The following is a 13,108-nucleotide window of genomic DNA, read 5'->3' on the forward strand; positions in this document are numbered from 1 at the left end:
GTTCGCTGACCGGGCGACGTACGGGGAGGGATCTCGTGAGCCCCGCTCCCCGGTCTCCTGCGCCCCCAAGGGTGGTGGGGGCGGGGCGAGTTGCGCCTCCACCACCCGCCGAACTGCGCTGCGGCGGCAAGTACAGCAAGAACCCGCTGGAGGAGGCCGCGTTCGCGGCGATGGTGCGGCGGCTGCCGGCCGTGCTGTCGCGGACCGCGCGGATGGCCTGGGCCATCGACCGGCAGGCCGTACTGCTGCTGGTCGGCTGCCAGTCGGCCGTGGGCGCCGGTGCCGCGGTCCAGCTGACGGCCACCGCGCACGCGATGCGGGCGGTCTTCGGCACCGGCCCGGTGCCCGACCGGATCCTCGTCATGGACCACGGCCGGATCGCGGAACAGGGAAGCTACGACCAACTGGCCGCCGGAGGAGGCCTGTTCGCCGACCTCCTGGCCCTGTCGACCGACCGATGACCCGCCCGGGTCGTACGAGTGGACGAACCGAACGGACACGCAACCCTCTCGCAACCTTGCGTGTGCTGCGATGGGCCATCGCATCCGGCTACTGGGGACGGCAGACATGGACGACAACACCCCGCGCGTCGAACTCACCCCCGCCGCGGAGGACCTGCTGCGCCAACTGCACGCCCAGCACGGCCCGCTGATGTTCCATCAGTCCGGCGGCTGCTGCGACGGCAGTGCGCCCATGTGCTACCCGGAGGGCGAGTTCCGGACCGGCGGCTCGGACGTGCTGCTCGCCGAACTGGCGGTCGAGGGCGTGCCGGAGCCCGTGACGTTCTGGATCTCGCGCAGCCAGTACGAGGTCTGGAGCCACACGCGGCTGATCGTGGACGTCGTAGCGGGTCGCGGCAGCGGTTTCTCGCTGGAAGCACCCGAGGGGGTGCGTTTTCTCACCCGTTCCCGTGTAGTCGGCGCCTAGGAGCCCCGCCGGTCACCGTCTTCTGATGCACTTCCCCTGAGTCCTGGGAGAGTTGACGAGACATCAGGGAGCACTGTGACGCACTGTCAAAAGCGTTCCAGAGCAGCACGTTTCAGAGCTGAGCGTTCCAGAGCCGAACGTTTGAGAACAGGCAGATCGGTAGTCGCGTTTCTCGCGGCATTCGGTGCGCTGGCCGGTGCGGCCCTGGTGGGCGCGGCACCGGCCGGCGCCGTGCCGGGCACCACACGGCTCGCACCGGGTGTCACCTACCAGCAGTTCGACATCACGGCGGCCCGGGGCGTGACCCACGCCCATGTGGTCGTGGTGGACCTGCGCAACACCCATGCGCGCGTCAACCTGCTGTACCCGGGCGCGGTGGCGGCCCGGGAGCCCGTCTCCGAGCTGGCCGACTCGGCGGGCGCCGTCGCGGGCGTCAACGGCGACTTCTTCAACATCACCGAGACCCAGCACCCGGGCGTCGCGGCCACGGGTTCCACCGACGGACCGGCCGTCGCAAGCGGTGTCGCGCTCAAGGGGGCGGTGCCGGACGGCCAGCGCTTCGGACCCGCCCTGCCGCCCGGCACCAACACGCGGAACGTGCTCGGCGTGGGTGTCGACCGCGTGGCCCGGCTGGACAGCCTCACCCTCAAGGGGACGGTCGGTACCCCGCAGGGCCGGATGCCGCTCGGCGGGTTCAATCAGTACGCGCTGCCGGTGAACTCCATCGGTGCGTTCACCACACGATGGGGCAGCGTCTCCCGGGTGCGTGCCACATGTGGCACGGACACCAACCGGGCCGCCGCGTGCAGCACGGACACCTACGAAGTCACCATTCGCCACGCACGGGTCGTGTCGGTGTCCACCACTCCCGGCAGTGGTGCCATCGCCGCGGGCACCACCGTCCTCGTCGGCCGTGAGGCGGGTGCGCAGCAGCTGCGGAAGCTGTCCGTCGGCGAGCGGGCGCAGGTGCTGCACCGGCTGGTGGCGTCGAGGTCCGGGGTTCCGTACCGCTTCGCCCTGGGCGGCTACCCGGTCCTGCGGGGCGGCCGGCCGCTGGCCGGCCTCGACAACACGACCTCGGCCGTGCGCACGGCCGTCGGGATCGCGAACCACGGCCATCGCCTGCTGCTGTTCGCGACGGACGGCGCGGTCGCCTACCGCAGCGGGCTGACGATCGCCGAAGTCGCCGCCGCGATGCGGAAGTTGGGCTCGGCCGACGCCTTCAGCCTGGACGGCGGCGGCTCGACGACCCTGGTCGCCCGCGCACCCGGCGCGAGCGCCGTCACGGTACGGAACCACCCCAGCGGCGGCGCCGAACGGCCCGTACCGAACGGCGTCGGGATCTTCTCAACCCGCTGACCTCATGGATGCAGTCCGCTCACCAGATCCGCGGTGGCCGTGAGGCCACTGTGGATCGTGGGCGCCATGCTGGTACTCGCCATGAAGAACCCGAGCAGTGCGCAGACCAGCGCATGGGAGAGCTTCAGCCCGCCGCTGCGCATGAAGATCACCGCAAGGATCAGGAGCAGCAGCACCACAGAGATGGAAATGGCCATCGTCACCCTCCTCCGCCACGCCGCCGTGTCTGGTTCGCGGCGTTCGGCCGCAAGTGTGGCGTAGCGGAGGGTTCATCCGGGCTGCCGACGTGTCCCCCGAACGTGTGGTGTCACCCCATGGGGTGTAACCACGTGGGGTGTCACGTGGTGCGGTGGGCGTCCAGGAAGGCTTCCAGGCCGGCGAGGTCGTCGGTGTTGAGGAAGTCCACACCGGCGGCGAACAGCTCCTCCCACAGCGCGTCACGGGCGGGGCCCGCCAGGTCCGGGGTGTTCCAGAACCGCACGGTCTGCCCGGCCGTGTGCGCCTGCCGCACGATGTCGCGCAGCTTCTGCCGCTCGCCGTCGGGGAAGACGCCGTCGCCGAGCCAGGTGAAGTTGGTCTGCCAGTTGTCGCTGATGAGCGAGATGAAGGAGGCGGGCGCCGAGCTGCCGAGGTCGGTGAGCCGGCCGTCGTAGAACGCGCGGCGCACGGTCTGCGCCTCCATGGGGACGCGGGCCGCACGGTCGCCCGAGATGACGTTGGTGACCGCGCCCTGGTGGACGCGTCCGTGGGCGTAGGTGGTGAACAGGTGCTTGTAGCGCTGGAGATGACGGTCGAGTTCGAGGTACGTAGAGGAGCCCTCGGTCTTGATGTCGATCAGGAGTTGGAGCGGCTTGCGCCAACCCCGGTACACGGAGCCGTGGTTGGCCTTCACGAGGGCGGAGAGCGGGTCGAGGTAGAGGGATTCGAGGGTGCGGCTCGGGTCGAGTTCGGATGCGTCGTGTCCGATGAGGAGTTGGTCGCCGACGAGGAAGATGTCGGCCTCGACGCTGCCGAAACGATGGTCGAGGGCGTCGAAGAGGGGTCGCGGGTGCTCGTAGTCGTTGTGGGCGTGGGCGCGCCACAACGGGCGTCGGCGGTGCCCGTGTTCGGCGGCGAACGCGCTGCCTGCGGGCGGAGCCAGGACGACCGCGAGGGTGGCGCCGAACGCGGTGAGGGCTCTGCGACGGGTGATGAGGGCCATGGTGTTCCTCCCTGTGGGGCGGGTTCGAACCACAGGGAGTATGGGGCTGTACGGCCCCCAATGAACCTGTACATGCCAGGAGTTGGCCGGACCGTCCTTGCTTGTTCACTCCTTCGGCGGGAGCGCACGGAAAAGCCCGCCCCAGGTGGGACGGGCTTCACCGGACGGTCGGCCGGCGGTCAGGGGGCGCGCAGATCGACCAGTTCCGCCAGCGCCTCGCGATGGGCACCCGCCGTGCCGTAGGCGAGGGAGTCGGCCTTGGCCCGCTTCAGGTAGAGGTGGGCGGGGTGCTCCCACGTCATGCCGATGCCGCCGTGCAACTGGACGGCCTCCTCAGCGGCGTGGACGGCGACGGACGCCGCGTAGGCCTGCGCGACGGCGACCGCCACCTCGGTGTCCTCGCCGGTCGTGAGGGCGTCGGCGGCGTTCCGTGCGGCGGCCCGCAGGCTGACGACCTCCAGCCACAGCTGCGCGAGCCGGTGCTTGAGCGCCTGGAACCCGCCGACCGGCCGGTTGAACTGCTTGCGCTCCTTGAGGTAACGAACCGTCTCCGTCAACGTCCAGTCGGCGACGCCCAGTTGCTCGGACGCGAGCAGCCCGGCCCCGGCCCGCAGCGCACGCCGTACGGCAGGCGCCGCCTCCCCGATCCGGCGCCCCGCGGCCCCGTCGAACACCACGCGCGCCAACGGCCGGGTCAGGTCCAGGGACACCTGCGGTACGACGGTCACGGCGCCCGCGTCGACGGCGTACAGCCCGCCGTCCTCACCCGGCACCAGCAGCACGTCGGCGGCGCCCGCGTCGGCGATCCCGGTCAACTCCCCGTGCAGGGAGCCGTTTTCGAGCCGTACGGCCTTGTGGGCGGCGCCCGGAGCGACGCTCAGGGAGACGGCGAGGACGCCGATGCTGCGGCCGGACGCCAGCTCCGCGAGGAGGTCATCGGCCCCGCACTCCAGCAGTGCCTCGGTGGCCACGACCGCGCTCGTGAGGTACGGGACGGGGGCGACCGCGCGACCCAACTCCTCCAGCACGACGGCGACTTCACGATGGGTGGCGCCCTGGCCACCCTGTGCCTCGGGCACCAGGAGGCCGGCGAGGCCGATGCCGTCGGCGAGGGACTTCCACAGGGACAGGTCGTGCGGGGCGTCCGACTCGGTGCGGGCGATGACGCTCGCCGCGTCGCAGTGGTCGGTGAGCAGGTCCCGGACGACGGCGCGCAGCGCCTCTTCCTCCTCCGAGTAGAGAAGATCTGTCATCGGGCCAGGTCCTTCCAGGCGACGTCCTTGTCGGTGCGCGGCTCGGCCGGCAGGCCCAGGACGCGTTCGGCGACGATGTTCAGCAGGACCTCACTGGTCCCGCCCTCGATGCTGTTGCCCTTGGAGCGGAGGTAGCGGTATCCGGCGTCGCGGCCGGTGAAGTCCACGAGTTCCGGGCGGCGCATGGTCCAGTCGTCGTACAACAGGCCTTCCTCGCCCCGGAGTTCGACCTCCAGGCCGCTGATCTCCTGGTTGAGGCGGGCGAAGGAGAGCTTCATGCCGGCGCCCTCGTGACCGGGCTGGCCCGCCACGAGCTGCTGGCGCAGCCGCTCGCCGGAGAGCCGGGCGACCTCGGCCTCGACCCAGAGCTTGAGGAGGCGCTGGTGGAGGTCGTGGGTACGCAACTCCGGTCGTGCGCGCCAGGTTTGGCTGATCGGGCCGATCATGCCGCCCTCGCGGGGGATGCGCATGCCGCCGATGGAGACGCGCTCGTTCATCAGCGTGGTCTGCGCGACCCGCCAGCCGTCGCCGACCTCGCCGAGGCGGTGGGCGTCGGGGATGCGGACGTCGGTGAGGAAGACCTCGTTGAACTCGGCCTCGCCGGTGATCTGGCGCAGCGGCCGGACGTCGACTCCGGGGTCGGTCATGTCGCAGACGAAGTAGGTGATGCCCGCGTGCTTGGGCACGTCCGGGTCGGTGCGCGCGATGAGGATGGCCCAGCGGGCGAGGTGGGCGCTGGACGTCCACACCTTCTGGCCGTTGACGATCCAACCGTCGCCCTCACGGACGGCGCGCGTGCCGAGCGCGGCCAGGTCGGACCCGGCGCCCGGCTCACTGAAGAGCTGGCACCAGACCTCCTCGCCGACCCAGAGGGGCCGCAGGAGCTGTTGCTTCTGCTCCTCCGTGCCGTACTTCAGGATCGTCGGGGCGGCCATGCCGAGGCCGATGCCGATCCGGCGCGGGTCGTTGTCGGGGGCGCCCGCGACCGCCAACTCGGCGTCCACGACGGCCTGGAGAGCGCGTGGGGCACCGAGGCCGCCGAGGCCCTCGGGGTAGTGGACCCAGGCGAGTCCCGCGTCGAAGCGGGCCTTGAGGAAGTCGAGGCGGTCGGTCTCCAGGGGTGGGTGCGCGGTCAGCAACTCGGCCGTGAGACGCCTGAGTTCGGCTGCGTCCAGGGTCTTTTCACTCATGCGGCGGCTCCGTTCTCCAACGACGGCAGGATGGTGACCCGGCCGGTCGTGACACCGTCGGCGACCCGCTGCACGGCGGCTGCGGCGCCGCTCAGCGGTACGCGCTCGCTCACCAGGGGCTTGATGACACCCCGGGCGGCCAGGTCGGTGAGCTGCTCGTGGCAGTGGAGGATCAGCTTCGGGTTCTTGGTGGCGTACAGGCCCCAATGCAGGCCCAGGATCGAGTAGTTCTTCACCAGGGCGTGGTTGAGCGACGGGCTCGGGATGGTGCCGCTCGCGAAGCCGACGACCACGATCCGGCCCTCGAAGGCGACCACCTTCGTGGACTGTGTGTAGGCGTCGCCGCCGACCGGGTCGTAGATCACGTCGGCGCCGCGCCCGCCGGTGGCCTCCTTGACAGCCGCGACCACGTCCTCGGTGCGCCGGTCGATCACGACGTCGCAGCCCAACTCCCGTGCCACGGCGGCCTTGTCGGCGCCGCCGACGACACCGATGACGGTGGCACCGGCGGCCTTGCCGAGCTGTACGGCCGCGCTGCCGACCCCGCCGGCGGCGGCGTGCACGAGCAGGGTCTCGCCGGCCTCCAGGTGGGCGCGCCGGTGGAGGCCGAACCAGCCCGTCTGGTAGCCGATGTGGAGCGCGGCGGTCTCCGCGTCGTCCAGCGACTCGGGCGCGGGCAGCAGTCCGGCGGCGTCCGCGACGGCGTACTCGGCGAAACCGCCGTACGGCAGCGCGGGGTTGGCGATCACGCGGCGACCGTCCTCGGTCTCGCCGCAGATCTCCACGCCCGGCGTGAACGGCAGCGGCGGCCTGACCTGGTAGTGGCCGCGACACATCAGCACGTCCGGGAAGTTGATGTTCGCGGCACGCACCTTCAGCAGGACCTGGCCGTCACCGGGTGTCGGCTGCTGCACCTCCTCCAGGCGCATCGCCTCACTCGGCTCACCGTTCTGGTGCACTTGCCATGCCTGCATGCGGGGCCTCCACGGGACTGCTTCGTCTATCCGGCTCGATCGCATACTAAGCGGTCGCTTGCCGATCAGGGAACAGTCGCGTGCGTCACGAACCGTAGCGACACCTCACGCCCGCCGGGGCTTCGCCCGCACATGCATCCGCTCCCCCTGCGGCCCGAACAGACTGAGGAACTCCGCGGGCCCCTCCCCCGTGGACCCGAACCAGTGCGGCACCCGCGTGTCGAACTCGACGGCCTCGCCCGTCGCGAGCACCACGTCGTGCTCGGCGAGCACGAGCCGCAGCCGACCGGACATCACGTACAGCCACTCGTAGCCCTCGTGCGTCCGCAGATCGGGTTCCTCCTGGCGCTGCGGCACCAGCACCTTGAAGGCCTGGAGCCCGCCCGGCTGACGGGTGAGGGGCCAGTACGTGCGCCCGTGCCGCTGGATCGGCTCGGATCGCACCCGGGGATCGCTGACCGGCGGTGTCCCCACCAGTTCGTCCAACGGCACCTGGTGGGCCCGCGCGATCGGCAGCAACAGCTCCAGGCTGGGCTTGCGCAGCCCGGACTCCAGCCGGGACAGCGTGCTCACCGAGATACCGGTCGTCTCCGACAGCCCCGCGAGGGTCGCCCCCCGCTCCTTCCGGATCCGCCGCAGCCGCGGGCCGACCTCCGCCAGGACCTCGTCCGTGTCGTCGCTCATGACCGATATTGCAGTTTCGGCAAACACGTTTGTCAATACGGCAGGGATGGGGCGACCTTCGGGGGTGGAGGTGGTCACCATGACCGAGACACACACCGGGACACCTACCGGGACCTACGAAGTGGTCGTCGTCGGCGGCGGCGCGGCCGGTCTGTCCGCCGCACTGGTCCTGGGCCGGTCCCGGCGCCGCACGCTGGTCGTCGACGCGGGCGAGCCGCGCAACGCGCCCGCCGCGCACATGCAGGGCTATCTGACCCGGGACGGCATGTCCCCCGCCGAGTTCCTGGCCCGGGGCCGCGAGGAGATCGCGCGCTACGGCGTCGAGCTGGTCCGGGACCGGGTGGTCGACATCGCCAGTGGCTTCGCGGTCACGCTGGCCGGCGGGAGGACCGTCCGGGCACGGCGGATCGTGATCGCGACCGGTCTCAAGGACGAGCTGCCCACCGTCCCCGGAGTCGCCGAGCGCTTCGGCCGTGACGTGATCCACTGCCCGTACTGCCACGGCTGGGAGGTCCGCGACCAGGCATTCGGCGTGCTCGCGACGACGCCGATGAGTGTGCACCAGGCGCTGATGGTCTCGCAGTGGTCCAAGGACGTGACCCTGTTCCTGCACACGGTCGCCGAGTCCGAGCTGACGGACGACGACCTGCGCAGGCTCGCGGCGGCCGGGGTCGCCGTGGTGCCGGGCGAGGTCGCGGAACTCGTCGTCGCCGACGACCGGCTCACCGGCGTCCGCCTCAAGAACGGCACCACACACCCCCGCGAGGCCCTGTTCGTCGCACCCCGCCCGATCCCGCGGACCGGCCTGCTGGAGCAGCTGGGCGCGGAACTCCAGGAGACACCGTTGGGCACGTACCCCGTGGTCGACCCGACGGGCCTGACGACCGTGCCCGGGGTGTGGGCGGTCGGCAACGCGATGGGCTTCGGCGAGCAGGTCGTGAACGCGGCCTCCGCCGGCTACCGCGCTGGCGCCACCATCAACGGGGAACTCCTCATGGCCGACCTCGACGCCGGCGTCCGGGTGTAGCCGACATCCGGGTGCGGTCGTCCGGGTGTAGACCGCGCGCCTCCGTTGCACGATGGCTGCATGCTGCTGACCCGGCTCGCGCATGTGTCCCAGGAAGTCGCCGCCACCTCGGCGCGGTCCCGGAAGATCGCCCTGCTCGCGGAGCTCTTCCGGGACGCGGAGGCGGACGACGTCCCGATCGTCATCCCGTATCTGGCGGGCCGCCTGCCGCAGGGCCGGCTCGGCATCGGCTGGAAAGTGCTGAGCCAGGAGGTCGCCCCGGCCCCCGAACCCACCCTGACCGTGCGCGAGGTGGACGCCCGCCTCACCGCTCTCGGCAAGGTGTCGGGCGCCGGCTCCCAGGCCGAACGGGCGCGCCTGGTCGGCGAGTTGATGGGCGCGGCCACCGCCGACGAGCAGCGCTTCCTGTTCGGTCTGATCACCGGCGAGGTCCGGCAGGGCGCACTGGACGCGGTCGCCGTGGAGGGCCTGGCGGAGGCGACCGGCACACCTCCGGCGGACGTACGGCGGGCGGTCATGCTGGCCGGTTCGCTCCAGACGGTGGCCGAGGCCCTGCTCGCCGAGGGCCCCGCTTCCCTAGACCGCTTCCGACTCACCGTCGGCCGCCCGGTCCTGCCGATGCTCGCGCACACCGCCTCCTCGGTCGCCGAAGCGGTCGAGAAACTGGGCGAGTGCGCGGTCGAGGAGAAGCTCGACGGCATCCGAGTCCAGGTCCACCGCGACGGCGGGACCGTACGGCTCTACACCCGCACCCTCGACGACATCACCAACCGCCTCCCCGAACTCACCGCCGCTGCCCTGGAGTTGAGAGGCGAGCGGTTCATCCTGGACGGCGAGGTCATCTCCTTCGACGAGGACGGGCGACCCCGTTCCTTCCAGGAGACGGCGGGCCGGGTCGGCTCCCGGGTGGACGTGGGCACGGCCGCCGAGACCGTGCCCGTGTCCCCGGTGTTCTTCGACGCGCTGTCCGTCGACGGCCGCGACCTGCTGGACCTGCCGTTCGCCGAACGGCACGCGGAACTGGCCCAGTTGGTGCCGGAACCGATGCGCGTCCGCCGCACGCTCGTCTCCGGTCCCGAGGACATCCCCGCCGCCGAGGCCTTCCTCACCGAGACCCTGAAACGCGGCCACGAGGGAGTCGTCGTCAAAGGCCTCGACGCCCCCTACAGCGCGGGCCGCCGGGGCGCCTCCTGGCTGAAGGTGAAGCCCGTCCACACCCTCGACCTGGTCGTGCTGGCCGCCGAGTGGGGCCACGGCCGCCGTACCGGCAAGCTCTCGAATCTCCACCTGGGCGCCCGCAACCCCGACGGCTCCTTCGCGATGCTCGGCAAGACCTTCAAGGGCATGACCGACGCCGTGCTGACCTGGCAGACCGAGCGCCTCCAGGGGCTGGCTGTGGAGAGCGACGGTCACGTGGTGACCGTACGGCCCGAACTCGTCGTAGAAATCGCGTACGACGGGCTGCAGAAGTCCACGCGGTACCCGGCCGGTGTCACGCTCCGCTTCGCGCGGGTCGTGCGCTATCGCGAGGACAAGCGGCCGGAGGAGGCTGACACGGTGGAGACGTTGCTGGCCGCGCATCCGGAGGTGAAGCCGTGAGTGGCAAGGGGAAGAGGAGCGCCGGGCTGCTGTTGTTCCGGCACACCGATCACGGTCTGGAGGTGCTGCTCGGGCATATGGGCGGCCCGTTCTTCGCGCGCCGGGACGCGGGGGCGTGGAGTGTGCCCAAGGGTGAGTACGAGCCCGACGAGACCGCATGGGACGCGGCCCGGCGCGAGTTCCAGGAGGAGCTGGGGCTCGCACCGCCCGAGGGTACGGCGATCGGGCTCGGCGAGGTGCGGCAGACCAACGGGAAGGTCGTCACCGCGTGGGCGATCGAGGCCGACCTCGACCCGGCGACCATGGTGCCCGGCACCTTCCGGATGGAGTGGCCGCCGAAGTCCGGGCAGCTGCAGGAGTTCCCCGAGCTGGACCGGGTCGAGTGGATGGGCCTCGAACGGGCGCGGGCCGTCATCGTCCAGGCACAGGCCACGTTTCTCGACCGGCTGGCGGAGCACTCGGACTGAGCAGGCCCGTACGCGTTGCGGCCGTCCCCACCACGCGGGAAGGTCGAAGCACAGTCCGCTCCAGGAGGTCAGCCATGCCCATCGCGACGGTCAACCCGGCCAACGGTGAGACGCTCAAGACGTACGAGGCCATGGGTGACGAGGAGATCGAGCGCCGGCTCCGGCTCGCGGCGGCCACCTTCCGCACCTACCGGACGTCCGCCTTCGCCGAGCGCGCCCGGCTCATGCACCGGGCCGCCGATCTGCTCGACGAGGACCAGCGGGACATCGGCCGGATCATGACCACCGAGATGGGCAAGCCGGTCAAGCAGGCCCGCGCGGAGGCCGCCAAGTGCGCCAGGTCGATGCGCTGGTACGCCGACCACGCACAGGAGTTGCTCGCCGACGAGGAACCCGCCGCCGCCGACGTGAAGGACTCCGGTGCCTCGCGAGCGCTGGTCCGCTACCGGCCGCTCGGCCCGGTGCTCGCGGTGATGCCGTGGAACTTCCCGCTGTGGCAGGTCATCCGCTTCGCGGCACCCGCGCTGATGGCGGGCAACGTCGGACTGCTCAAACACGCCTCGAACGTCCCGCAGACCGCGCTCTACCTGGAGGACCTGTTCCACCGCGCGGGCTTCCCCGAGGGCGCCTTCCAGACGCTTCTCATCGGCTCCGGCGCGGTCGGGGAGATCCTGCGCGACGAGCGGGTGAAGGCGGCCACCCTCACCGGCAGCGAACCCGCCGGGCGGGCCGTCGCGTCCGTCGCCGGGGACATGGTCAAGAAGACGGTGCTGGAGCTGGGCGGCAGCGACCCGTACGTCGTCATGCCGTCCGCCGACATCGACCGGGCCGCGAAGATCGCGGTGACGGCCCGGGTGCAGAACAACGGGCAGTCGTGCATCGCCGCCAAGCGGTTCATCGTGCACACGGACGTCTTCGACGCGTTCGCCGAACGGTTCGTGGCCGGCATGAAGGCGCTCACTGTCGGTGATCCACTGGCGGAGGACACCGAGGTGGGACCGCTCGCGAGCGAACAGGGGCGGAACGACCTGGAAGAACTCGTCGACGACGCCGTGCGGAGCGGCGCGACCGTGCTGTGCGGCGGGCGGCGGCCCGACGGGCCCGGCTGGTACTACCCGCCGACCGTCCTCGGCGACATCACCCGCAAGATGCGCATCCACCGCGAGGAGACGTTCGGGCCCGTCGCCACGCTGTACCGGGTGGCCGACCTCGAAGAGGCGGTCCTCGTCGCCAACAACACGCCGTTCGGGCTGAGTTCCAACGTATGGACGCGGGACGAGGGCGAGGTCGACCGGTTCGTACGGGATCTGGAGGCCGGCGGGGTGTTCTTCAACGGCATGACCGCGTCCCATCCGGCGTTCCCGTTCGGCGGGGTGAAACGGTCCGGGTACGGGCGGGAGTTGTCGGGGCACGGAATCCGGGAGTTCTGCAACATCACCACGGTATGGCACGGAGCGTGAGCGTTCCGCGGCTACGATCCCCTGTGTGAACCGCGAAGTGACTCTGCCTCTGATCGTCGACGACCGCGGGACCTTGCAGGTGGCTGCGGCGGATGTCAGCAAGCTTTTGCGTACCGTGGGTGGGCGGTGGCTGCATCTTGTCGAGGCCGGGGAGGAGGGGCTTGATGAGGACACGGTGGCTGCCCTGACGATCGAGCTCGCGAAGCTGGCTGATCGGATTGACGTTGCGTGTATTGCGCACAGCAGTGGGGGCGCTTCGTAGTTTCGCGGGTGCGGGTCCGTCGTGGCTGGTCGCGCAGTTCCCCGCGCCCCTAGGTGAGGTCACTGAGCGTTGACCAGAAGCTCGCCTCGTATGTCCTGAGCAAGGTGCTGTATGTGTTCACCGAACCCTCATTCACCTTGCTCGCCTGCATCGCTGCCGTCGCCCCCGGCTCCAGTTCCGGAGACGGCTCCGCGAAGAAGTCGAAGAAGCCGCAGGCCTCCTCCGTGAAGCCGTAGCGCTCGCGCAGCGCAGCGGCGATCGTGGCGCAATAGCCGCCCCATTCCGCGAAGTTGGACGTCAACGCCGCTACCACGTCCGTCGGTTCCGCGTTGAGGGCCAGCCAGGCGACGTATGCCGGATAGGCCTGGCAGCCCGGCAACGGCTGATAGGTTCGCAGCCGAACCTCGTCCACACCGCATGCCTCCGCGAAGGCGGTCAGCCGCTCCCCCGCCATTGTCTCGCCCTCCGCCAGGAACTCGAAGAACTCCGACGCCTCCGGGGTGGCGTCCGTGCGTTGCGCCAGATGCAGGAAGGCGCGGCGGTCTGCCGGGATCACCCGGTGTTGTTCCAGGGCCAGGGTGGCGAGGGTTTCCAAGGGAGCGGTGCCGGTCGCGATGCGGGCTACGAGGGGGTTCGTGGTCATCGCGTGCTCCGTCGGTGGGGGTCCGGATACTGATCCGACCTTTACACAGGGTCCCTGAATTG

15 protein-coding genes are annotated in these 13,108 nt (G+C 70.8%); 8 read left to right on the forward strand and 7 right to left on the reverse strand.

The features are described from left to right. The first annotated feature begins 35 nt into the window (after positions 1–35). The 3 genes from OC490_RS21535 (at position 36) to OC490_RS21545 (ending at position 2,286) form a co-directional block, all read left to right on the forward strand. A complete protein-coding gene (locus tag OC490_RS21535) occupies positions 36–461 on the forward strand; it encodes a hypothetical protein (protein WP_262059607.1) in 426 nt (141 codons plus the stop codon). A 106-nt stretch (positions 462–567) separates the two neighbouring features. Then, positions 568–927 carry a DUF779 domain-containing protein gene (locus OC490_RS21540; protein ID WP_019070898.1) on the forward strand — a complete coding sequence of 120 codons (360 nt, stop codon included), beginning with the start codon at positions 568–570 and terminating at the stop codon, positions 925–927. A 207-nt stretch (positions 928–1,134) separates the two neighbouring features. Beyond that, positions 1,135–2,286: a phosphodiester glycosidase family protein gene (locus OC490_RS21545; RefSeq protein WP_262059820.1), complete on the forward strand. Its 1,152-nt coding sequence runs from the start codon at positions 1,135–1,137 to the stop codon at positions 2,284–2,286. 2 nt (positions 2,287–2,288) lie between these two features. Here OC490_RS21545 and OC490_RS21550 read toward each other — a convergent pair whose 3' ends face one another. From OC490_RS21550 to OC490_RS21575, 6 genes are all read right to left on the reverse strand, one after another. Then, on the reverse strand, positions 2,289–2,483 hold the full coding sequence (locus OC490_RS21550) for a hypothetical protein (RefSeq protein ID WP_026150825.1): 195 nt from the start codon (positions 2,481–2,483) through the stop codon (positions 2,289–2,291). 140 nt (positions 2,484–2,623) lie between these two features. After that, entirely contained in the window at positions 2,624–3,487 is an 864-nt protein-coding gene (locus OC490_RS21555) for a phosphatidylinositol-specific phospholipase C/glycerophosphodiester phosphodiesterase family protein (RefSeq protein WP_262059608.1), read from the reverse strand. Positions 3,488–3,666: 179 nt separating this feature from the next. Further along, entirely contained in the window at positions 3,667–4,740 is a 1,074-nt protein-coding gene (locus OC490_RS21560; protein WP_262059609.1) for an acyl-CoA dehydrogenase family protein, read from the reverse strand. After that, the gene (locus tag OC490_RS21565) at positions 4,737–5,930 is read right to left on the reverse strand and encodes an acyl-CoA dehydrogenase family protein (protein WP_262059610.1); all 1,194 of its coding nucleotides are present in this window, start codon (positions 5,928–5,930) and stop codon (positions 4,737–4,739) included. Before OC490_RS21565 ends, OC490_RS21560 begins: the two co-directional genes overlap by 4 nt. Further along, a complete protein-coding gene (locus OC490_RS21570) occupies positions 5,927–6,904 on the reverse strand; it encodes an NADPH:quinone oxidoreductase family protein (protein ID WP_262059611.1) in 978 nt (325 codons plus the stop codon). Before OC490_RS21570 ends, OC490_RS21565 begins: the two co-directional genes overlap by 4 nt. Before the next feature lie 105 nt (positions 6,905–7,009). Then, positions 7,010–7,588, reverse strand: coding sequence for a helix-turn-helix domain-containing protein (locus OC490_RS21575; RefSeq protein WP_200714071.1), 579 nt, complete (start codon positions 7,586–7,588; stop codon positions 7,010–7,012). Between the two features lie 79 nt (positions 7,589–7,667). Between OC490_RS21575 and OC490_RS21580 the strand changes: the two genes are divergently transcribed. From OC490_RS21580 to OC490_RS21600, 5 genes are all read left to right on the forward strand, one after another. Beyond that, a complete protein-coding gene (locus OC490_RS21580; protein WP_262059612.1) occupies positions 7,668–8,615 on the forward strand; it encodes an NAD(P)/FAD-dependent oxidoreductase in 948 nt (315 codons plus the stop codon). Between the two features lie 60 nt (positions 8,616–8,675). Then, on the forward strand, positions 8,676–10,214 hold the full coding sequence (locus tag OC490_RS21585) for an ATP-dependent DNA ligase (protein WP_262059613.1): 1,539 nt from the start codon (positions 8,676–8,678) through the stop codon (positions 10,212–10,214). Further along, positions 10,211–10,681, forward strand: coding sequence for an NUDIX domain-containing protein (locus tag OC490_RS21590; protein WP_262059614.1), 471 nt, complete (start codon positions 10,211–10,213; stop codon positions 10,679–10,681). Before OC490_RS21585 ends, OC490_RS21590 begins: the two co-directional genes overlap by 4 nt. A 74-nt stretch (positions 10,682–10,755) precedes the next feature. Next, entirely contained in the window at positions 10,756–12,141 is a 1,386-nt protein-coding gene (locus OC490_RS21595; RefSeq protein WP_262059615.1) for an NADP-dependent succinic semialdehyde dehydrogenase, read from the forward strand. Positions 12,142–12,166: 25 nt separating this feature from the next. After that, complete coding sequence (locus OC490_RS21600; RefSeq protein WP_059198358.1) at positions 12,167–12,403, forward strand: DUF6213 family protein; 237 nt, start codon at positions 12,167–12,169, stop codon at positions 12,401–12,403. A 49-nt stretch (positions 12,404–12,452) separates the two neighbouring features. On the opposite strand, the gene OC490_RS21605 is transcribed toward OC490_RS21600, so the two are convergent. Then, complete coding sequence (locus OC490_RS21605; RefSeq protein ID WP_262059616.1) at positions 12,453–13,046, reverse strand: transcriptional regulator; 594 nt, start codon at positions 13,044–13,046, stop codon at positions 12,453–12,455. Between the last annotated feature and the right edge of the window lie 62 nt (positions 13,047–13,108).

Origin of the sequence: Streptomyces sp. STR69 (assembly GCF_024519455.1) — a bacterium.
Taxonomy (GTDB): Bacteria; Actinomycetota; Actinomycetes; order Streptomycetales; family Streptomycetaceae; genus Streptomyces.